Origin of the sequence: Nocardia sp. NPDC056064 (assembly GCF_042266925.1) — a bacterium.
Taxonomy (GTDB): domain Bacteria; phylum Actinomycetota; class Actinomycetes; order Mycobacteriales; family Mycobacteriaceae; genus Nocardia.
Map to the genome: position 1 here is coordinate 2,904,754 of NZ_JBHJWO010000001.1, position 19,407 is coordinate 2,924,160.

Consider the following 19,407-nt stretch of genomic DNA (forward strand, 5'->3'; position numbering starts at 1 on the left):
GTCGTGGGCGCCCGGAGCCGCTAGTGCTTGCCGTGCGCCTCGACATCGAGCACGCGGGCGCCGGGGACCGGCCCGCTGGCGGTGCGCACGCTGCGGCTGACACCGGCGCCGGCGAGTTCGGCGGCCACCGCGACGGCGGCCTGTTCGTTCTCGCACAGGAAGGCGCAGGTGGGGCCGGAGCCGGAGACCAGCCCGGCCAGGGCACCCGCGCTCACTCCGGCGCGCAGGGTGCGGCGCAGCTCCGGCTTCAGCGACAGCGCGGCGGCCTGCAGGTCGTTGCCGAGCAGCGGGGCGAGGACGCGTGGGTCGCCCGAGGCCAGGGCCTGCATGAGTTTCTGGGGATCGCCCAGACGCGGCGGGTCGCCCTCGGCGCGCAGGCGGTCGAGTTCGCGGAACACCGCGGGGGTGGACAGGCCGTCCTTGGCCAGCGCCAGTACCCAGTGAAAGGTGTTGCGCGACAGCACCGGAAGCAGCCGTTCGCCACGGCCGGTGCCCAGCGCGGTGCCACCGTGCAGCGAGAACGGGACGTCGCTGCCGAGTTCGGCGGCGATGGCCGACAGTTCCTCGCGGCCCAGGCCCAGGTCCCACAGTTCGTTGAGGCCGACCAGCGCGGCGGCGGCGTCGGCGCTGCCGCCCGCCATGCCGCCGGCGACAGGGATGCCCTTGGCGATGGCGATCTCCACCAGCGGCGCGCGCCCGGCCAGATGGGCCAGCCGGACCGCGGCCTTCCAGACGAGATTGGTGCGGTCGGTGGGCACCTCGGCGGCGCCCTCGCCGGTGACCCGCACCGCGAGCGAGGCCGAGGGCGCCAATTCCACGTCGTCGGCGAGGGACAGGGCTTGGAACACTGTGGTCAGGTCGTGGAAGCCGTCCGGGCGCAGATCACCGACGCCGAGATGCAGATTCACCTTGGACGGGGCCCGCGCGACGACCGGGCTGGGCACAACTGACAGCACGGTCACCAAGCCTAACCGGTGCCACCGACGAGTTCGCGCCGCGAAGCTTGCGTCAGATACCCATGGGGGGTATCTTCGTTCGTGTCGGGCACCAACCCGAGCACCGCATGAACGAGAAGGAGTCGGCCATGGCCACCACCACGTACACCGTCACGGGGATGACCTGCGGGCACTGCGCGAGTTCGGTCAAAGAGGAGATCGGCAAGATCGACGGCGTCACCAGTGTGGATGTCGACCTGGCGAGTGGGCTGGTCAAGGTGGACAGCGCCGCCGATCTCGCTCGCACCGATGTCGCCGCGGCCGTGGACGAAGCGGGCTACGAGTTGCAGGACGCCTAGTTCGACCACTGAAGCCGCGCCGCTGGCCTCGCGTCGGGGAACGCCCCGGATGCGAGGCCAGCGGCGCGTTCGCTGTTCATCGGCGGTTCATCAGCGCCGTGCGCGCAACGAATCATCCACAGCGTCATCCACATCCACGCACAGCGCTGATGCGCGCGCATCATCCGATGTGGTCCGCGTCATCCCCCGGCGACCATGATCAACACCGGCCGCTGCGAAAACCGGTTGTCCACAATCGCTTTCACAGCCATCCGGGATGAACGGCCGGTGTACGCCGGGTTCTCCTGGGGAAACCGGGGATTCGCGAGGTCAGCCCTGTTCGGCCAGCCGCACGAACGCGGCGGTGTCGAGGGTCTCGCCGCGGGCGGTGGGGTCGATGCCCGCGGCCACCAGCCTGCGCTCGGCCTCGGCGGGCGAGCCCGCCCAGCCGGACAGGGCCGCGCGCAGGGTCTTGCGGCGCTGCGCGAAGGCGGCGTCGATCACCTCGAAGACGCGGCGGCGGTGCGCGTCGTCCATGGGCCAGGGCGCCTCGGCGTAGCGGTCGATGCGCACCAGGCCCGATTCGACGCGGGGCACCGGCCAGAACACCTGGGTGCCCACCGCGCCCGCGCGGCGCACCTTGCCGAAGAAACCGGCCTTGACGCTGGGAACGCCGTACACGCGGTTGCCGGGTTCGGCGGCGAGACGGTCGGCCACCTCGGCCTGCACCATCACCAGCGACACCTGGATGCTCGGCAGCTCGGCCAGCAGGTGCAGCAGCACGGGGACGGCCACGTTGTAGGGCAGGTTCGCCACCAGCGCGGTCGGGGTGGCGGGCAGCTGGTCGACGCGCACCCGCAGGGCGTCGGCCTCGACCACGCGCAGGCGCCCGGCCAGGCCGGGGGCCCGGTCGGCGACGGTTTCGGGCAGGTAGTTGGCCAGCACCGGGTCGATCTCGACGGCGACCACCTGGTCGACCACGTCGAGCAGCGCCAGCGTCAGCGAGCCGAGACCGGGACCGACCTCGAGCACGGTGTCCGCGGCACCGACACCCGCGGCGGCGACGATGCGCCGCACGGTGTTGCCGTCGTGCACGAAGTTCTGCCCGAGCTGTTTGGTCGGCCGGACGCCGAAGCGTTCGGCCAGCGTCCGCACCTCGGCGGGACCGAGCAGTGCGGCGCTACCGCGCGCGGGGATCTCTGGTTCGGGCACTGCTAGAACCTACCAACCCGGCCGATCGGGCAGCTCAGCGCTGCGGCGGGGCGGCGTGGACCCGCGCGTGGAACTCGGCGATGGCGGTGCGCATCTGCGGGGAGGTGGTGCCGTGTTCGCCGGTGCCGGGGATCACCTGCTGGTCGACACCGTTGGCCGCGAACTGCGCGACCAGGGCGCCGTGCAGCGGCGAGGGCACGACCATGTCGGTGACGTTCACCGTCAGCAGGATCGGCGCGTCGTAACCGCTGGTCGGCAGGGTCATGTACTCGGCGAGCACCTCGCGCAGCGGGGCCAGCGGCTTGGCCAGCAGGTCGGACGGGTTGACGCCCTGCGCGCCCGCGAAGATCTCGCCCAGGCACTGATGCCCCGCCGCGTCGACGAGCGAGCGACCCAGTGGGGTCAGGTAGGAGTCGACGTCGGCTTCCGGGTGGGTGGCGCGCAGGCCGGCCAGGATGCTGACGACGAACGACGACGTGGCCCCGGACAGGCCCGGGATCTGCGGCAGGCCCGGCGCGGCCAGGGGCAGTACCTTCTCCACATCGGAGGCCGGGTCGACGGCGACCGTGCCGCGGAAGTCGAGTTCGGGCGCGTACCAGGACTGCACGTGCGCGGTGCTGAGCGCGGCGTGCCCGCCCTGCGAGACGCCGAAGACGCTCCACGTCCGCGACAGGTCGGGGTCGGCCGCGCGGGCGGCGCGGACCAGGTCGATGGTGGCGGTGGCCTCGCTGCGGACCTCGAGGTAGGGATGCGGGCCGGTGTCGAAGCGGCCCAGGCCCAGGTAGTCGGGGGCGACGACCGCGTAGCCCTGGTCGACCAGGCCCTTGATCAGCGCGTCCTCGGCGCCGCGGAATCTCGGCAGGACGGAGCTGGGATCGGACTGGCCGCCGCAGCCCGGACCCGAGCCGGAGGTGCCGTGGTCGTAGGCGATGATCGGCCAGCCCGTCGCGGGCGCGTCGCCTTCGGGGACGAACACCGCGCCGCTGGCCGGGCGCGCGACGCCCGCCGAGTCGGTCATCCAGTAGTCGACGACCCTGCCGTTGGCCATGCCACGCCAGCCCGCGGGCTCTTCCCGCACCGAGATGACCGAGCCCGGCGCCTCGGCGGTGGCGGGAGCGAAGCCCGCGAACAGCAGGGCCGGGGCGGTCAGGGCGGCGACGACCGTCGCGCGGATGGGGGTCTTCAGCACGGATTCATCTCTCCACCAGGCGGCCATGATCCTGGACGAGTGTACAGATCAGCGCCGCGGCCGCCGGGTCAAACGTGGCCGCGGGTCGCCAGGAATTCGTCCATCGCCGCGAACATCGCGGGGTTGAGTTCGCAGTGGCTACCGGTGCCGACGACCGGACGGAAGTCGACCCCACCGGCGACGAACTGCGCGGCCAGCGCGGCGTGCAGGGGCGAGGGCACGGTGCGGTCGGTGGCATTGACCAGCAACAGGATCGGCGCGTCGTAGCCGCTGGTCGGCACGGTCATGTAGTCGGCCATCACCGAGCGCAGCGGTTCCTCGCCCAGCGGACGCGCCAGCAGCGCGCCCAGGGTGAGGTCGGCGACCCTGTCGTCGATCGCGTCCTGGCACAGGGTGCCGATCTCGTCGAGGATCTGCCTGCCGAGCGGAGTGAGGTAGCTGTCGACCTGCGCGTCCGGGCGGGCGGCACGCAGACCCGCCAGAATACTCACCGAGAAACCGAGGATGCCGCCGCTGACCCGATCCGGATTGCCCGGGCCGAGCAGCACCGCGACCTTCTCCACATCCGATTCCGGGTCGATGGCGATCGTGCCGCGGAAATCCAGTTCCGGCGCGTAACTCGTCTGCAGGTGCCCGGTGCCCAGCGCGGCCTGTCCGCCCTGTGACATGCCCGCCGCGATCCAGACCGGTGACAGGTCCGGGCGAACCGAGCGCGCGGCCCGCAGCATGTCGATGGTGGCCGTGGCCTCGGTCTCGATCCCCAGGTACGGGTGCGGGCCGGTGTCGAAGCGGCCCAGCCCCAGATAGTCCGGCGCGACGACCGCGAAGCCCTTGCCCACCAGATACCGCAGGAACTCGTCCTGTTTCAGTTGCGATTCCGGCCAGGGCGCGCCCGCCGGGTCCGACTGCCCGCCGCAGCCCGCGCCGAGTCCGGTCGTGCCGTGGTCGTAGGTGATCACCGGCCAGCCGCCCGGCGGCGCCTCACCCGTCGGCAGATACAGCGCCCCGCTGGCCGGTTGCGTCACGCCCCCGACGCCCCGGGTCCAGTACTCGATGACCTGCGCGCCCGACATGCCGTGGAATCCGTCGGCCTGCGGGATCACCTGGATCACCGCACCCGGCTCGGCAGCCTGCGCCCCCACCGCGGGCACCGTGACCCCGAGCCCCACCGCCAGCGCCACCGCGGCGACCGCACTCCGCCAGACCGAAACCTTGCGCATCACAACCACCCGTCGACTCGTCACAGCGAACTAGGCGAACCGAGAGCACGCTACCCCGGCGGGCGGACGAAACGCGGCAGCGCGGCGAACTCAGCTCACGCCGAGACGGCTGGTGCAGGCGGGCCAGGCGCCCCAGCCCTGGCGGGCGCGGGTGACCTCGGCGATGGCGATCTGCTCTTCGCGGGTGGCCAGGTCGGCGCGCGGGGCGTACTTGAGGCCGCCCTGGCGTTCCCAGGTGCTCTGGTCGAACTGGATGCCGCCGTAGTAGCCGTTACCGGTGTTGATGGCCCAGTTGCCGGTGGACTCGCAGCGGGCCAGCGCGTCCCACAGGTCGCCGTCGCGGACCTCGGGGACCTCGGTGCCGGGCTTGGCGCCCTTGCGGATGGTCTTGGGTTCGGCGGGGGTGATCACCTTCGAGTTCACCTGTACGCGCGCGGCTTCCACGCCGTTGACCATCGTCACCGCGAAGGTGGCCTCGTGCAGGCCGGGAGCGCCGGGGTTCTCGACGACGGTGCGGCTCATGTTCATGGTGACGTCCTCGATCACCGTCTCGGTGGGTTCGAGGGGCAGCACCTCGGTGCGCTGTTCGGTGTGCCTGCGGGTGACGGTGACCGTCATCCCCTCGCGCAACGGGGAGTCGGCGGCGGGCTCGGCGAAGTCCTCGGCCTGCAGCGGAATCCCGGCGGCGGTGAGGAACTCGCCGACGGTCGCGGCGGCCAGGCGCACGTCGACCGGCGCGGCGACACCGTCGACCAGCGAGATCGTGCGCGGGGTGTAGACGCTGAGCGCGGCACCGGCCAGCGGCAGGCGCTCGTCGCGGCCGGGCAGCACGTGGGTGTCGGACGGGATCTGCATCTGGGCGAGCGCGTCGCCCGCGGTGGTGCCGGTGGTCCACACCGTGCGCTCCACGCCGTCGACGGTCACGGTGATCTCGCGACCGCGGTTGAGCGTGATGGTGGCGCCGTCGCCGACCTTGCTGCCCGCGGCCGGGATCACCTCGTCGTGTTCGGAGATCTCGTAGCCCGCGTCGGCCAGCACGGCGCGCACGTCCCGCGACATGGTGGTGAGCTCGGTGCGCTCACCGTCGACGACCAGGGCGACCGTCTTGTGGTTGACGATGGCCAGCGAGGCGCCGACGAGGAGAACCAGCAGCATGGCCGCCACCGCCGCGTACAGCAGCGGCGAGCGTGACGAGTTGATCCGCGCGAAAGCCGACATGGTTACAGAACGATAACGACCAACCCCGCACCGGACAACACCGAGCGCTCCGATCAGGGGCTACGCGGATCACGGTCCGGCAACGTAGTCGCAGGTACGTTACAAGATAGACAAATAAATGTGAGGCGGATCACGTTTGCTGTCCAGTCCCCTACCCGGGCTACCGGATCCGGTAGAGCCTGCGGGCGTTGGCGGTGGTGATCTCGGCCAGCTCCTGCGGGTCCTGCTCGCGGACCTCGGCCAGCGCCCGCACGGTATACGGCAGGCAGTACGACTCGTTCGGGGCGCCGCGATAGGGATGCGGGGTGAGATAGGGCGCGTCGGTCTCCACCAGGATCTGGTCGTCGGGCACCAGCTTGGCGGCCTCGCGAAGCTCGTGCGCGTTCTTGAAACTGACCGTCCCGGAGAAGCTGAGCACGTAGCCCTCGGCCACACACGCCTCGGCCATGGTGGCGTCGGAGGAGAAGCAGTGGAAGATCACCGTGTCCGGGGCGCCCTCGTCGAGCAGCACGGTGAGCAGGTCGTGGTCGGCCTCGCGGTTGTGGATCATCAGCGGCTTGCGGACCCGTTTGGCCAGGTCGATGTGCCAGCGGAAACCCTCGATCTGGGTCTCGATGTCGGCACAGCCGTCGAGCTTGCCGGGCCAGTAGTAGTCCAGGCCGGTCTCGCCGACGGCGACCACCCGCGGGTCGGTGGCCAGGTGCTCCAGCTCGGCCTTGGCCTTGTCGTCGAGGGCGTTGGCCCTGGTCGGATGCAGGGCGACGGCCGCGTAGACGCGCGGGTCCCACTGCGCCGCCTGGACCGCCCACTGGGCCGCGGCGAGGTCGTCGGCCACGGTCACCACCTGCCCGACGCCCGCCGCCGCGGCCCGGTCCACGATCACCGTGGTCGAGGCGGCATCGGTTGCGCCACAGGCGTCGAGGTGGGTGTGCGCGTCGATCAGCGGCGCGAGCGGCGGCGGAAGGGGCGGAGCCGGACGATTTTGGTTTGCCACGCGGATTACAGTAGTTCGCATCATGAGCGCACCTGAAGGCGCCGAGGCGCCCGCCTTCTACATCACCACGGCCATCGCGTACCCCAACGGTGCGCCGCACATCGGGCACGCGTACGAGTACATCTCGACCGACGCGCTGGCCCGGTTCAAGCGACTCGACGGTTACGACGTCTTCTTCATGACGGGCACCGACGAGCACGGCCAGAAGATGCAGCAGACCGCCGCCACCGAGGGCATCCCGGTGCAGGAGCTGGCGGCGCGCAACTCCGATGTCTTCGAGGCGATGGACAAGGCGCTCGACATCTCCTTCGACCGCTTCATCCGCACCACCGACGAGGACCACAAGGCCGCCAGCATCGCCATCTGGCAGCGGATGCTCGCCAACGGCGACATCTACCTGGGCAACTACTCCGGCTGGTACTCGGTGCGCGACGAGGCCTTCTACACCGAGGAGGAGACCACCCTCCTCGACGACGGCACCCGCGTCTCGACCGAGACGCAGACCCCGGTCACCTGGACCGAGGAGTCGAACTACTTCTTCAAGCTCTCCGAGTACCAGGACAAGCTGCTGGCCCTCTACGAGGAGCACCCCGAGTTCATCGCGCCCGCCACCCGGCGCAACGAGATCGTCAGCTACGTCAAGGCCGGGCTGAAGGATCTGTCGATCTCGCGCACCACCTTCGACTGGGGCGTTCCGGTGCCGAGCCAGCCCGACCACGTGATGTACGTGTGGGTCGACGCGCTCACCAACTACCTCACCGGCGTCGGCTTCCCGGACACCGAGTCCGCGGCCTTCCAGAAGTACTGGCCCGCCAACGTGCACATCATCGGCAAGGACATCACCCGTTTCCACACGGTGTACTGGCCCGCGTTCCTGATGTCGGCCGGGATCGCGCTGCCGGACCGGGTATTCGTGCACGGGTTCCTGTACAACAAGGGCGAGAAGATGTCGAAGTCGACGGGCAATGTCGTCGACCCGCTCGGCCTGGTATCCACCTACGGCCTGGACCAGGTGCGCTTCTTCCTGCTGCGCGAGATCTCCTACGGTCAGGACGGCAGCTACAGCAACGACGCCATCGCGGGCCGGATCAACGCCGACCTGGCCAACGAGTTCGGCAACCTGGTGCAGCGCAGCCTGACCATGGTCAACAAGAACTGCGAGGCGCAGGTGCCCGCGCCGGGTGCGTTCACCGCCGACGACCAGGCCCTGCTCGACCGGGCGGGCGCCCTGCTCGAGCGCTGCCGCGCCGAGTTCGACGTCCAGCAGATGCATCTGGCGCTGGAGGCGATCTGGCTGACCCTCGGCGAGACCAACCGCTACTTCTCCGCCAATGCCCCCTGGGCCCTGCGCAAGTCGGGCACCGAGGAGGATCTGGCGCGGATGGCGACGGTCCTCTACGTCACTCTCGAGGTGGTGCGGATCGTGGCCGTCCTGGTGCAGCCGGTGATGCCCGGTTCGGCGGCCAAGATCCTGGATCTGCTCGGCCAGGAGGGCCGGACCTTCGCCGATATCGCCACCCCGCTGGTTCCCGGGACCGCGCTGCCCGCGCCGGAGCCGGTGTTCCCGCGCTACGTGGAACCGAAGGAATAGCCCCGCTCACGACGACGGCGCGCGGTGGACACCGCGCGCCGTTCTCGTCTGTCCGGGACGGTCAGGTCCAGGCGGCGAGCAGCCGGCTCGCCTCGGCGCCCAGCGCCGCCTGCAGCAGCGGCCCGAAACTGATCCGCGCGACGCCGAGCGAGGCGAAGTGCTCCTTGCCCGGATTCTCCGGCTTGGTCACCACATTGACCGGCAGCGGCAGTTCGCCGGTGAGCCGCAGCAGCACCTCGTCGGAGTGCCAGCCCACCGGGTACAGCACATCGGCGCCCGCGTCGGCGGCCAGCCGCAGCCGGGCGATGGCCCGGTCGACCCGGTCGGCCTCGTCGCCGTCCTGACGCAGGAACAGATCGGTGCGGGCGTTCACCACCAGGTGCACCCCCGCCGCGTCGGCCGCCGCGCGCAGCCCACCCACCAGTTCGGCGTGCTCTTCGGGCGAGCGCAGCCGCTTGCCCTCGCTGTGCACGGTGTCCTCGATATTGAGCCCGACCGCCCCCGCCCCGAGCAGCCCCTCGACGATCGCGGCGGGCTCGAGCCCGTACCCCGACTCGACATCCACCGACACCGGCACCTCCACCGCCCCGGTCACCTGCGCGACCCGCGCCAGCAGCTCCTCGAAACTCATCCCCTCCCCGTCACTGCGCCCCACCGAGTCCGCCACCGGGTGACTACCCATCGTCAACCCCGAAAACCCGGCCCCCACAGCCACATTCGCCGACCACGCGTCCCACACCGTCGGCAACACCACCGGATCCCCCGGCCGGTGCAGTTCGAGCAGAGTCTTGGCTTTCGCATCCAGAGAGGTCATACCGCGATGATGCCTCACCGATCGAGACAGCGCCGGAGAAGCCTGCAGTCACATGTCCTCGACCAGGATCGCTTCGACCTCACGTGCGAACCTCGAGGCGTTCGCCATACCGAGAGCGACCACGATCTCGTCGACCGCGACCGGTGGGTTCTTCCGCCGACCCGCCATCTCGATCAGGCTGGACAACATCACGCTCGGATTCAGGTCGAGTACATCGAGTAGGAAGTCATCCGAACTCATCGCATGCAAGCCCCACTGACTGAGTACTTCCGCGGGGAAGTGCTTCAAGTTGTCTGTCACGATGGCTTCGGCGTTACCCCGCACAGCGGCGGCGACGACATGGCGATCCGCTGCATCAGGCAGTCCGGTCACGCCCTGCTCCAGTGGCTCCCAGCCGACCACACACGCATCTTCGAAGGCTGTGTTCATCCCGTCGACACGCCGGGCTATGCGCTCGTCGGTCATCCGAGGATTGACCTTGACTACCGCACGAGAGACCTCATCGAGGATGCGCTCGCTCCACAGAGGACAAAAGGCATGCCTAGTGGCCAGCGTCAGAAGGAGATCCGATTTCACGATGGGAACGAGAACGCATGCATCCAGTACCACGCGAAATCCGGACATCAACCCTCCGAGGTTCTCGCGGCCCGCGCCTCCTCGACGGCATTCATATATGCCTCGGCGGTAGGTTCGTACAAACCATCCTCCTCAGCGTCGCGGACGAGCTCACTCAAGATCGCGCCCCGTTCCGCCCGCCGACGTTCCTGGTAATCGAGTACATCGCTCAGCAACAACCGCCGATGCCTGCTGCCGGAGGGCTTCTCACAGGGAAGCTGCCCTTGCTCCACCAACTTGATCAAGGTCGGGCGACTGATTCCGAGCAGGTCCGCTGCTTGCTGCGTCGTCAGACACTGCTCCACAGGCGCGATGGTCACGGCGCGGCGCCTACGCATCGCACCGACGACCTGGACAAGCACTTCATACACCTCCACCGGAAGCGGAATCTGCTGGCCATCAGGGCCGAGCAGGGCGGCAGGCTCGTTGTGTTGCTCCAGGAATACGGACAGATTCAGCAGTTCACGCAGATCTTCGGGCGGCAGGACAGTGCCCTTCCGCCGAACTTCCCGGTGAGCACCTGTCATAGATACAGCATCAGGCAAATTCGAAAAAATCGCAACCTCGTTGTCAGCCGGACGCGCGGGCGGTGAGGACGGCTTCGTAGAGGTCCTTGCGGGAGGCGCCGCGGCCGGCGGAGACTTCGGCGCAGGCGTCTTTGAGGCGCATGCCGCCGGCGACGAGGGTTTCGACCTCGGTGACCAGGTCGGCGGGGTCGGCGGTGGTGGGCTGGGCACCGGCCAGGACGACGGTGATCTCGCCGCGGGCGCCCTCGACCGACCAGGCGGCGAGTTCGGCGAGGGTGCCGCGCACGACTTCCTCGTAGGTCTTGGTGAGTTCGCGGCAGACGGCGGCGCGGCGATCCGGGCCGAGCACGGCGACGGCGTCGGCCAGGCAGTCGGCCAGGCGGTGCGGCGCCTCGAAGAACACGCACGCGCGCTGCTCGGCGGCCAAGGTGCGCAACCACTCCCGGCGCTGGCCGCCCTTGCGCGGGGCGAACCCGTCGAAGCAGAAACGCTCCACCGGCAGCCCCGACAGCGCGAGCGCGGTGGTGACGGCCGACGGCCCGGGCAAACAGGTGACCGGCAGCTCCCGTTCCACGGCGGCGGCGACGAGCCGGTAGCCGGGATCGCTCACCGAGGGCATGCCCGCGTCGGTGACCAGCAGGACGGTGAGCCCGCTCGCGATGTCGTCGAGCAGGGCGGGGATGCGGGCGGTCTCGACGTGATCGTAGAAACTGACCACCCGGCCGGTGATCTCCACGCCCAGCGCCTTGGCCAGCGAGCGGGTGCGCCGGGTGTCCTCGGCGGCGACCACATCGGCCGAGCCCAGCGCGTCGCGCAACCGCTGGGACGCGTCGCCGATGTCACCCATCGGGGTAGCCGCTAGGACCAGCACAGTTGGCGTCCCGCCTCTCCGTAGTTCCGCCCGGCTCGATCAGCCCGCGTTCATTCTGTCAGGCGTGGGTATCGCGCCCACCCCGGCCTGTGCGCGGCCACGGGGCGACGGTGTCGAATCGGACTTCGACGGGCGCACCGCCTACGATCGGGGCGTGATCCCGGTGACCGAACCACGCGCGATGTCCTCGTCGCGACCCGTGCCCGGGGTGGTCGCTCCCGGACCACTGCGCCCGGCCCCGGATTTCGGTCCGCTCGACACCGCGCGCGGCTGGGCGGTCACGCTCACGCTCACTCTGATCGCCGCGATCACCCGTTTCGCGAACCTGAACTACCCCACCGACGCCCGCACTCCCGTCTTCGACGAGAAGCACTACGCGCCGCAGGCCTGGCAGATGGTCACCGGTGGCGGCGTGGAGGACAACCCCGCCTACGGCCTGGTGGTGCATCCGCCGGTCGGCAAGCAGTTCATCGCGATCAGCGAGGCGATCTTCGGGTACAACGCCTGGGGCTGGCGCGGCACCGCGGCGCTGGCGGGCACGATCCTGGTGCTGCTGGTGATCCGGATCGTGCGGCGCATGTCCCGCTCGACGCTGATCGGCGCGTTCGCGGGCATCCTGCTCATCGCCGACGGGCTGACCTTCGTCTCCTCCCGGATCGGCATGCTCGACATCTTCATGGCGCTGCTGGTGACCGCCGCGTTCGGCTGTCTGATCGTCGACCGCGACGAGGTGCGACAACGCATGGCCGCGGCCGACCTGGCCGGACGGGTCGGCCTGTCGGACTGGGGACCGCGGCTGGGCGTGCGCTGGTGGCGTTTCGGCGCGGGTGTGCTGCTCGGCCTGGCCTGTGGCACCAAGTGGTCGGGCATGTACTTCATCATGTTCTTCGGCCTGATGTGTGTGGCCTTCGACGTGAGTGCCCGGCGCGCCTACGGCGTGCGCAAGCCCTGGCTCGGCACCGCGGTGCGCGATATCGGGCCCGCCCTCTACGCGCTGGTCGCCGTCCCGCTGGTCACCTACCTGGCCACCTACTGGGCATGGTTCGCCAACGAATCCAGCGCCTACCGCTACGCCGTCGGCAATCCCGCGCTCACCAAGGAACCCGTCGGCACCGGCGGCTTCTGGTCGCACGTGGCCCCCGACGCGCTGCGCTCGCTCTGGTACTACAGCGCCCGCACCCTGGAGTTCCACACCGAGCTCACCAATTCCTCGGGCAATCACCACCCGTGGGAATCCAAGCCGTGGACCTGGCCGATGGGCCTGCGCCCGATGCTCTACTACTACGCCGACGGCTCGGTCACCGGCTGCGGCGAAACCCAGTGCGTGAAGGCCGTGATGGCGGTGGGCACGCCCGCGCTGTGGTGGCTGGCGCTGCCCGCGCTGGGCTGGATGATCTGGCGCACCGTCGTGCGCCGCGACTGGCGCTACGCCGCGGTGCTGGTCGGCTACGGCGCCGGTCTGCTGCCCTGGTTCCTCACCCTGGACCGCCAGATGTACTTCTTCTACGCGGTGGTGCTCGCCCCGTTCCTGGCCATGGGCGTGGCCATGATCCTGGGCGACATCCTCGGCCCGGCCCGCCCCGTGGGCATCCCCCGCGGCCCCAACGGCACCTATCTGCCCGCCCCCGTCAACGAGCGCTACGCCCTCGGCCTGCTGATCGCCAGCATCTACCTGGCCCTGGTCATCGCCAATTTCGTCTGGCTCTGGCCCATCCTCACCGCCCAGCCGATCAGCCCCGCCACCTGGCAGGACCACCTCTGGCTCCCCAGCTGGCGCTAGTCCAGGGCGCGGTGGACGAAGTCGACGGCGTCGGCGTCGGTGAGGCCGAGGCGGCGGATGGTGGCGATGTATTCCACGGCCGCGCGGCCCGCGATGTCGCGGGTGGGGTCGCCGGAGGAGGCGATGAAAGAGCCCTGGCGGCCGCGGGTTTCGAGGACGCCGTCGGCCTCGAGTTCGCGGTAGGCGCGGGCGACGGTGTTGGGGGCGATGCCCAGGTCGGCGGCCAGGGCGCGGACGGTGGGGATCTTGGTGCCCGCGGTGAGCGTGCCCGCGCGGACCTGTTCGATCACCGCCATGCGCAGCTGTTCGTAGGGCGGCCGGCTGGAGTCGGTGGACAGCTCGACGTGGAACACGCGCTCAGACCTCGTCTCTGGACAGCGGGCAGGACATGCAACGCGGACCACCGCGCCCGGACCCCAGCTCCGAACCGGAGATGGTGAGCACCTCGATCCCGGCGTCGGCCAGGCGCGAATTGGTCATCTCGTTGCGCTCGTAGGCGACCACCACGCCCGGCGCCACCGCCAGGGTGTTGTTGCCGTCGTCCCATTGTTCCCGTTCGGCGGTGACACCGTCGCGTCCGGTGTCGATCACCCGCAGCTTGGGAATCCCCATGGCGGCCGCCGCCGCGGGCAGGAACGGTTCGGGGCCGCTGATGCTGATCCGGTCCAGTTCGGTGCGCGCGGCGAAACCGTCCTCGCGGCGGATCGTGAACGCGCGCAAGCTGTCCCGCACACCCGGATACATCACCACCGCGTCGGTGTCGACCATGGTGCACACGGTGTCCAGATGCATGGTGGCCCGGTTCTGCGCGATCGGCACCACCAGCACGGTGTGGGCCAGATCGTCGTCGAAGAGACTGCGCGCCAAGGCTTCCGCGCCCGCCGGGGAGGTGCGCTCCCCCACCCCGACCGCCACCACGCCCGGCGCGAGCAGCAGCACGTCACCGCCCTCGATCGGCGCGGTGTGCGATTCGTAGGCGCGCCGCACGCCCAGGAATCGCGGATGGAAGGCGTAGATCAGGTCGGTGATCGAGGTCTCGCGGATGCGCGCGGGCAGCGCCAGCGAGGTGATCGCCACCTTGGGGCCGATCCAGAACGAGGAATCGCGGGTGAACAGCAGATTCGGCAGCGGATCGATGACGAAATCGGCACCGTGGTGCATCCGCCGCACCAGCGAGGTGGTGTCGGGGCCGAAGGGCAGCTCGTCGAAGGTCATGCCCGCCATCAGGATGTCGGCGAGTTCGCGGGCCTCGACCTTGCGCAGTTCGGCGGCGAGCTGGTCGGCCAGGCCGTGGCCGAGCCTGCGCGCGTCGACGGCCGCGGAGATGCCCTGGATGCGCGCGGCCCCGCTCACGGCCAGGGTCTCGGCGAGCAGGTCGGCCAGCAGCAGCACCTCCACGCCGCGCTCGCGCAACACGGCGGCGAACGCGTCGTGCTCGGCCTGGGCGCGCTCGACCCACGGGATGCCGTCGAAGAGCAGCTGATCGTTGTTGCTGGGGGTGAGCCTGCGCAGTTCGTCACCGGGGCGGTGCAGCAGCACCGTGCGCAGCGTGCCGACCTCGGAGGTGACGGCCAGGCGCGTATCGGGGGTGGTTCCCATGCGCAAACGGTAATCCGAACCGCGCGGGTCGGCACGGAAGACCCGCAGACCAGCGGCGCCGAGTCCGCCCGTTTTCGTACACGCGACGAAGACCTCAAGTATTGTTTAGGTGAAGTGGGAGGAGCAGGAATGACGACGGCCGATTGGCAAACGAAGGAGCTGACCCCCGGGCAGCTTTCCGATCGTAGTGGAGTTGCAGTGTCCGCGTTGCACTTCTACGAACGTGAAGGTCTCATATCGAGTCGTCGAACCAGTGGCAATCAACGCCGCTACGCTCGGGAAACGCTGCGCCGAGTCGCCTTCATCCGCATCTCCCAGCGCGTCGGCATCCCACTCAGCGAGATCCGCTCGGCCCTGGACCGCCTCCCCGAAGGCCGCACCCCCACCCGCCGCGACTGGGAAACCCTGTCCACCACCTGGCGCGAAGACCTCGACGACCGCATCACCCAACTCACCCGCCTCCGCGACAACCTCACCGGCTGCATCGGCTGCGGATGCCTGTCCCTGGGCTCCTGCAAACTGGTCAACGAACAGGACCACCTCGGAGCCGAAGGTCCCGGCGCCCGGGTGCTGGACGTCCACCTGAACTGCCCGACCCGCCCGGTTTGCGGGTGAACGTCACGACTCGACCCAGTCAGGGATGGTTGATCGTTTCCGGTTCGGCCACCACATCATCGATTGTCGACTCGTGCACACAGGCAGACATGCCGGTCACGCTCAGCGAACCGTCACCCTCGTCCGCATCCTGTAGCCGAAGGCCGAACTTGTCAGGCAACGTTGCTGTGGTCACCCAAGCCGAGACGTGTTCAACCGCCCAGCCCCGCTCTTCCCACGCGCGAACAGTCGCATCGTAGTACGCCCGGTTCTCGCCTGCCGGCACGCCGGACATCCAATAGCTGGAGCTCAAGTAATACATGCCTGTCGTCTGAGCACTGCCCTCCCAACACGGACTCGATACCGGCCGCTCTTTGCCGAAAGCGGACAGACCCGGATTATCCGAGGTCTTCGACAGATGAACACCGCCGGGTAAATCCGCGATGGCAGCTGCAAGGTTCTCGGAAATCCGCTGCTGTGCTTGTGTCGCAGTGAATGTGGTGGACTCCAGGGTGGTTTCTTCATGTGATCCGCATGCGGTTGCGGCGAGAGCAGCTACGACCAGAATCCCTGATTTCACGGGCCACCTTCGATCTTTCCGGCAATTATTGCGCTATCCAGTAACTGATGCTCAGATGCAGAGGGCCATTCGATTGCGCATTTCCCGACCAACACGGATTTGCAATGGGGTTCAGGCGGTTGCGTGTGCGAAGGTTTGGGTTGTCAGGCTTTTCGACAACCCAGTACCAGCAGGGAGTTTCGTGAGGGCCTCCGACATGTCCTGCGATGAGGCGTCCCATATCGACCGGCGACGTACTACCTCGCTCAGGCAATTCCATCGTCACGCCGATACTTCGCATTCCCGTCCGCCCCCGCATTCGCGACCTGCGCCCACAACACGCGGCCATTTTCCATGACCACCGCCTGTACGCCGCCACCTATTCGCGCGACCAATCCCCAGCCATTGTGGAACCTGATACGGATAGTACCCGACTTGAATCCAACAGACGAAACGACCTGCGACCGCATAGCCCGTTCAGCTACTTCTCTATGCCATTCGAAAACCGGCTTGGCTTCGACATCATTTCTTCTGCCGGTCCCTGGCGTGAGATAGGCATCGGATCCGACCGCTAGCGAAAATGAGTTTTCAAGGCTCATTGTCACACTATCGCCGTGCCAAGAAATGCCCGTAACAGCATTTCCCCGCAACGGCAAGATCCACCGATCATCGAGCTCCCACACAACGGCTCACCCCCTTAAATTTGTTGCGCCCGACCCCGGCCGGCTTGCGGGTGTCTGGTCATCCGAAGTAGTACCAGTAGCCACCGAGGTGGACGTACCGGGTATCGATAGTGCTGGTGGGGGTTCGACCACTCGGTATATACACGAAGCCGCTGCGAACAACCGGATAATACCTCGACAGGTTGAATTCACATCCCCCGTCGGGCTCGCTATCGACATGATGGAAGTCGTATTGTCCAATCGTCACGCTCTTGTACCGAGGGTCCGAAAGCCCAGTCTCCAGAGTTTCACATACCGCAGCTGCCCGGTCCATGTCATCTCGTGTCATCAACCAACCGATACGACCCGGTAAATGAAACTCCAACAACATCAGCGTGACGATAATCGACACAGGAATCAGCAGTCCCCAGCGCCACCAATTGGCGTATTTCACGCCAGCGATTGCCGCCAACACCAGCCACATCAGTACCGGTAGGGCGACAACAAGTCCGACCGATATCAAGACGTCCTCGTCATCGAACACGGCCACGCTGGGCCACAGCGCCCAGGCGCAGCACAGGAACGTCGCAACAACCGCGACCGACATCACCACTTTCCATGCAGTCGGCAGTGGTGACCTCACCCGCTCAGACACTTCCGTCGTCACGCCGATACTCCGCACAACGGCTCACCCCCAAATTTGCTGTGCCCGACCCCGGCCGGTTTGCGGATGTCTGGTCATCTGAAGTAGTACCAATAGCCACCGAGATCGACATAGCGGGTGTCGATAGTGCTGATGGGAATTGTTCCATCCGGCAGATACATGAATCCGCTGACGCTTCCCGGATAGTATCGGGAAAGGTAGAACGTGCATTTTCCGTCGGGACCACCCCCGATGTGATGGAACCGGTAATCTCCGATAGTTTCACTACGGTACGGAACACCGAACCGTCCGCTTTCCAGAGAGTCGCACGAAATGGCCGCTCGGTCCATTTCAGTTCGCGACATCATCCAACCCACGCGTCCCGGTACGTAGTATTCCGACAGCACCATAGTGGTGATGATCAATCCGGGCACCAGCAAACCCCACCGCCACCAGTTCGCATATTTGACACCGGCGACGATCACCAATACCAACCACGCCGACACCGGAACGACGAGCGCGGGAACGACGAACAGCACAGCGTCCACGTCATCGAACACCCGCACACTGGCCCACATGTACCAAACGCAGCACAACAGCGCTGCCGCAACCGCGACCGCCATCACGACTTTCCACGCAGTCGGCAGAGGCCCCCTCCGCCGCTCAGACCCAGGTCTTTCCGTCGTCATCCCGATACTCCGTGTTCCCATTCGCGCGGTCCTCGTTCACCAACGTATAACGCAGCGACACATCGTCGCCGGTGAATTTTCCGAGTGCCGAAACACCCATGTCAGCAGTGAAGCGACTCCAGTCCTCAGGGGGCATCGTCTGACACCCCGCACTCGCGACATCACCTTCTCGGCCACAATGCCAGTTCATGGTGTCCCCACCCACACCCTTGGCATTGTCGTTGAACAGTCCATCTCGATTCGTGTCATATTCAGCTTCGGCTTCGACACCCACAGGCATTCCGAAAATGTTTCCATCACCCACTGAACCATGCTTGTCCCGGTCCCATCGGTGCTCGAATTCGTAAGAACCCGCAGGGAGTCTACCCAATTCATTGACGCCATCACCGTTCGCGTCCTCGGTTGCGTTCTCATCGTTGAGATACCGATTCGTCGGATCGGTATTCGCCTTGTACTCACTCACACACTTATAACCATTTTCGTCGATCCACAGGAGAACCGCTTTGTCGTCGTACACTCCATTGCCGCCGTTTGCCGCGGTGTTGGTCTCTTTACGAATCGCGAGCAGGTTCTTCTCATTGGGACCCGAGTCGAAAGTCCCCCCATTCCTCTCGATCAGAGCCTTGTAATAGTCATATTTGGCATCGGTTATCTGCCGGCCGGGAAAGGTCTCCCCGGGTGCCAATATCTCGGGATCGGAGATGTTCTTCGGGCTCGCGGCCAGGAAGGTGTCCGAATCGCCGTCGGGCAGGTTCGCGAACGCCTTCTCGATCGCGGCCTGCACCGAGGACGCCGCCGTGCGTGCGTTCTCCAGGGCCTGTTTCACCGCGGTGGTCGACGCGTCCGCGTCCACCTGGAGCGCACCGGCCGCCACCGTGTACGAGGACGCGTCGGGCAACTGTGACAGCAGTGTCTGGTGTGTGCTCGCGGAGATCGTGGTGGTGCCGTCGGCTCCTACCTCGTAGCCCTTGGCCTCTGCCGACTTCACCGCGTTCGTGACCGCGGTCTTGGCCGCGTCGAGTGTTCCCGCGCCCGCTTCGGCCGCGGCGGCGCCGTCTTGCAACGAGGTGATGAATGTCTTCGCCTTGGTGCGGGTTTCGTCGTGGGCGGTGCGCATGGCGTCCGCCGCGCTGCCGGTCCAGAAGTCGCGCCCGGCATCGACCGCGCGATGCATGCCGTCGTCGAAAGCGGTGAGCTGGGTGGCCTGGGTCGACCACGTGTTCGCCCGGGTGGCCAGCGTGGCCGGTTCCCAGGCCAGCACCTGCGCCACCGTCAGTGCCTGGCCGAGTGCCGCGGATTCGTCTGCCCCGAGTGTCGTCATGATCCCCCGATTTCCCTTGTCGGACTTCGCGGGTCA

General features: G+C 67.7%; 21 protein-coding genes. 4 read left to right on the top strand and 17 right to left on the bottom strand.

The genetic code is table 11. From position 1 onward, the window contains the following. Positions 1 to 20: 20 nt before the first annotated feature. Positions 21 to 956: a 4-(cytidine 5'-diphospho)-2-C-methyl-D-erythritol kinase gene (locus tag ACFC06_RS13395; protein ID WP_375930011.1), complete on the bottom strand. Its 936-nt coding sequence runs from the start codon at positions 954 to 956 to the stop codon at positions 21 to 23. A 128-nt stretch (positions 957 to 1,084) separates the two neighbouring features. Between ACFC06_RS13395 and ACFC06_RS13400 the strand changes: the two genes are divergently transcribed. Next, positions 1,085 to 1,294, top strand: coding sequence for a heavy-metal-associated domain-containing protein (locus ACFC06_RS13400; protein ID WP_375930012.1), 210 nt, complete (start codon positions 1,085 to 1,087; stop codon positions 1,292 to 1,294). A gap of 309 nt (positions 1,295 to 1,603) precedes the next feature. Here ACFC06_RS13400 and rsmA read toward each other — a convergent pair whose 3' ends face one another. From rsmA to ACFC06_RS13425, 5 genes are all read right to left on the bottom strand, one after another. Beyond that, on the bottom strand, positions 1,604 to 2,485 hold the full coding sequence (rsmA, locus tag ACFC06_RS13405; RefSeq protein ID WP_375930013.1) for a 16S rRNA (adenine(1518)-N(6)/adenine(1519)-N(6))-dimethyltransferase RsmA: 882 nt from the start codon (positions 2,483 to 2,485) through the stop codon (positions 1,604 to 1,606). A gap of 34 nt (positions 2,486 to 2,519) precedes the next feature. After that, positions 2,520 to 3,674: a lipase family protein gene (locus tag ACFC06_RS13410; RefSeq protein ID WP_375930014.1), complete on the bottom strand. Its 1,155-nt coding sequence runs from the start codon at positions 3,672 to 3,674 to the stop codon at positions 2,520 to 2,522. A gap of 68 nt (positions 3,675 to 3,742) precedes the next feature. Continuing rightward, positions 3,743 to 4,894 carry an alpha/beta fold hydrolase gene (locus ACFC06_RS13415; protein ID WP_375930015.1) on the bottom strand — a complete coding sequence of 384 codons (1,152 nt, stop codon included), beginning with the start codon at positions 4,892 to 4,894 and terminating at the stop codon, positions 3,743 to 3,745. Between the two features lie 90 nt (positions 4,895 to 4,984). Next, the gene (locus tag ACFC06_RS13420; protein WP_375930016.1) at positions 4,985 to 6,112 is read right to left on the bottom strand and encodes a transglycosylase family protein; all 1,128 of its coding nucleotides are present in this window, start codon (positions 6,110 to 6,112) and stop codon (positions 4,985 to 4,987) included. Positions 6,113 to 6,272: 160 nt separating this feature from the next. Next, positions 6,273 to 7,127: a TatD family hydrolase gene (locus ACFC06_RS13425; protein ID WP_375930017.1), complete on the bottom strand. Its 855-nt coding sequence runs from the start codon at positions 7,125 to 7,127 to the stop codon at positions 6,273 to 6,275. 1 nt (position 7,128) lies between these two features. Between ACFC06_RS13425 and metG the strand changes: the two genes are divergently transcribed. Beyond that, entirely contained in the window at positions 7,129 to 8,697 is a 1,569-nt protein-coding gene (metG, locus tag ACFC06_RS13430; protein ID WP_375930018.1) for a methionine--tRNA ligase, read from the top strand. A gap of 61 nt (positions 8,698 to 8,758) precedes the next feature. Here the strand turns inward: metG and ACFC06_RS13435 are convergent, their stop codons facing one another. Genes ACFC06_RS13435 through rsmI form a run of 4 tightly spaced genes read right to left on the bottom strand, consistent with a single transcriptional unit; the run spans position 8,759 to position 11,524 of the window. Further along, the gene (locus ACFC06_RS13435; RefSeq protein WP_375930019.1) at positions 8,759 to 9,511 is read right to left on the bottom strand and encodes an isocitrate lyase/phosphoenolpyruvate mutase family protein; all 753 of its coding nucleotides are present in this window, start codon (positions 9,509 to 9,511) and stop codon (positions 8,759 to 8,761) included. 48 nt (positions 9,512 to 9,559) lie between these two features. Beyond that, a complete protein-coding gene (locus ACFC06_RS13440) occupies positions 9,560 to 10,135 on the bottom strand; it encodes a PIN domain-containing protein (RefSeq protein ID WP_375930020.1) in 576 nt (191 codons plus the stop codon). Then, positions 10,135 to 10,653: a helix-turn-helix domain-containing protein gene (locus ACFC06_RS13445; RefSeq protein WP_375930021.1), complete on the bottom strand. Its 519-nt coding sequence runs from the start codon at positions 10,651 to 10,653 to the stop codon at positions 10,135 to 10,137. The genes ACFC06_RS13440 and ACFC06_RS13445 overlap by 1 nt, the downstream gene beginning before the upstream one ends. A gap of 43 nt (positions 10,654 to 10,696) precedes the next feature. Continuing rightward, positions 10,697 to 11,524 carry a 16S rRNA (cytidine(1402)-2'-O)-methyltransferase gene (rsmI, locus tag ACFC06_RS13450; RefSeq protein ID WP_375930022.1) on the bottom strand — a complete coding sequence of 276 codons (828 nt, stop codon included), beginning with the start codon at positions 11,522 to 11,524 and terminating at the stop codon, positions 10,697 to 10,699. A gap of 181 nt (positions 11,525 to 11,705) precedes the next feature. Between rsmI and ACFC06_RS13455 the strand changes: the two genes are divergently transcribed. Continuing rightward, positions 11,706 to 13,304, top strand: coding sequence for a dolichyl-phosphate-mannose--protein mannosyltransferase (locus tag ACFC06_RS13455; protein WP_375935463.1), 1,599 nt, complete (start codon positions 11,706 to 11,708; stop codon positions 13,302 to 13,304). Here the strand turns inward: ACFC06_RS13455 and ACFC06_RS13460 are convergent. Both ACFC06_RS13460 and arcA read right to left on the bottom strand, forming a co-directional pair. Further along, complete coding sequence (locus ACFC06_RS13460; RefSeq protein WP_375930023.1) at positions 13,301 to 13,657, bottom strand: GntR family transcriptional regulator; 357 nt, start codon at positions 13,655 to 13,657, stop codon at positions 13,301 to 13,303. The genes ACFC06_RS13455 and ACFC06_RS13460 overlap by 4 nt on opposite strands. Positions 13,658 to 13,661: 4 nt before the next feature. Beyond that, a complete protein-coding gene (arcA, locus tag ACFC06_RS13465) occupies positions 13,662 to 14,903 on the bottom strand; it encodes an arginine deiminase (RefSeq protein ID WP_375930024.1) in 1,242 nt (413 codons plus the stop codon). A 129-nt stretch (positions 14,904 to 15,032) separates the two neighbouring features. Here arcA and soxR point away from each other — a divergent pair, with 129 nt between their 5' ends. Beyond that, entirely contained in the window at positions 15,033 to 15,518 is a 486-nt protein-coding gene (gene soxR, locus ACFC06_RS13470) for a redox-sensitive transcriptional activator SoxR (protein WP_375930025.1), read from the top strand. A 19-nt stretch (positions 15,519 to 15,537) separates the two neighbouring features. Here the strand turns inward: soxR and ACFC06_RS13475 are convergent, their stop codons facing one another. From ACFC06_RS13475 to ACFC06_RS13495, 5 genes are all read right to left on the bottom strand, one after another. Continuing rightward, a complete protein-coding gene (locus ACFC06_RS13475; protein ID WP_375930026.1) occupies positions 15,538 to 16,077 on the bottom strand; it encodes a hypothetical protein in 540 nt (179 codons plus the stop codon). 245 nt (positions 16,078 to 16,322) lie between these two features. Then, positions 16,323 to 16,739, bottom strand: a complete 417-nt coding sequence (locus ACFC06_RS13480) for a DUF6188 family protein (RefSeq protein ID WP_375930027.1) — start codon at positions 16,737 to 16,739, stop codon at positions 16,323 to 16,325. Between the two features lie 58 nt (positions 16,740 to 16,797). Continuing rightward, positions 16,798 to 17,385, bottom strand: a complete 588-nt coding sequence (locus ACFC06_RS13485; RefSeq protein ID WP_375930028.1) for a hypothetical protein — start codon at positions 17,383 to 17,385, stop codon at positions 16,798 to 16,800. 71 nt (positions 17,386 to 17,456) lie between these two features. Continuing rightward, positions 17,457 to 17,984, bottom strand: a complete 528-nt coding sequence (locus ACFC06_RS13490) for a hypothetical protein (RefSeq protein ID WP_375930029.1) — start codon at positions 17,982 to 17,984, stop codon at positions 17,457 to 17,459. A 40-nt stretch (positions 17,985 to 18,024) separates the two neighbouring features. Next, positions 18,025 to 19,371 carry a WXG100 family type VII secretion target gene (locus tag ACFC06_RS13495; protein ID WP_375930030.1) on the bottom strand — a complete coding sequence of 449 codons (1,347 nt, stop codon included), beginning with the start codon at positions 19,369 to 19,371 and terminating at the stop codon, positions 18,025 to 18,027. Positions 19,372 to 19,407: the final 36 nt, after the last annotated feature.

Bases quoted from the DNA above. Each gene is read 5' to 3' on its own strand.
- metG (WP_375930018.1), top strand. From the start codon at position 7,129: ATGAGCGCACCTGAAGGCGCCGAGGCGCCCGCCTTCTACATCACCACG.
- ACFC06_RS13420 (WP_375930016.1), bottom strand. From the start codon at position 6,112: ATGTCGGCTTTCGCGCGGATCAACTCGTCACGCTCGCCGCTGCTGTAC.
- soxR (WP_375930025.1), top strand. From the start codon at position 15,033: ATGACGACGGCCGATTGGCAAACGAAGGAGCTGACCCCCGGGCAGCTT.
- ACFC06_RS13400 (WP_375930012.1), top strand. From the start codon at position 1,085: ATGGCCACCACCACGTACACCGTCACGGGGATGACCTGCGGGCACTGC.
- ACFC06_RS13490 (WP_375930029.1), bottom strand. From the start codon at position 17,984: ATGGCGGTCGCGGTTGCGGCAGCGCTGTTGTGCTGCGTTTGGTACATG.
- ACFC06_RS13415 (WP_375930015.1), bottom strand. From the start codon at position 4,894: ATGCGCAAGGTTTCGGTCTGGCGGAGTGCGGTCGCCGCGGTGGCGCTG.
- ACFC06_RS13445 (WP_375930021.1), bottom strand. From the start codon at position 10,653: ATGACAGGTGCTCACCGGGAAGTTCGGCGGAAGGGCACTGTCCTGCCG.
- ACFC06_RS13435 (WP_375930019.1), bottom strand. From the start codon at position 9,511: ATGACCTCTCTGGATGCGAAAGCCAAGACTCTGCTCGAACTGCACCGG.
- ACFC06_RS13495 (WP_375930030.1), bottom strand. From the start codon at position 19,371: ATGACGACACTCGGGGCAGACGAATCCGCGGCACTCGGCCAGGCACTG.
- ACFC06_RS13440 (WP_375930020.1), bottom strand. From the start codon at position 10,135: ATGTCCGGATTTCGCGTGGTACTGGATGCATGCGTTCTCGTTCCCATC.
- ACFC06_RS13425 (WP_375930017.1), bottom strand. From the start codon at position 7,127: ATGCGAACTACTGTAATCCGCGTGGCAAACCAAAATCGTCCGGCTCCG.
- arcA (WP_375930024.1), bottom strand. From the start codon at position 14,903: ATGGGAACCACCCCCGATACGCGCCTGGCCGTCACCTCCGAGGTCGGC.
- ACFC06_RS13455 (WP_375935463.1), top strand. From the start codon at position 11,706: ATGTCCTCGTCGCGACCCGTGCCCGGGGTGGTCGCTCCCGGACCACTG.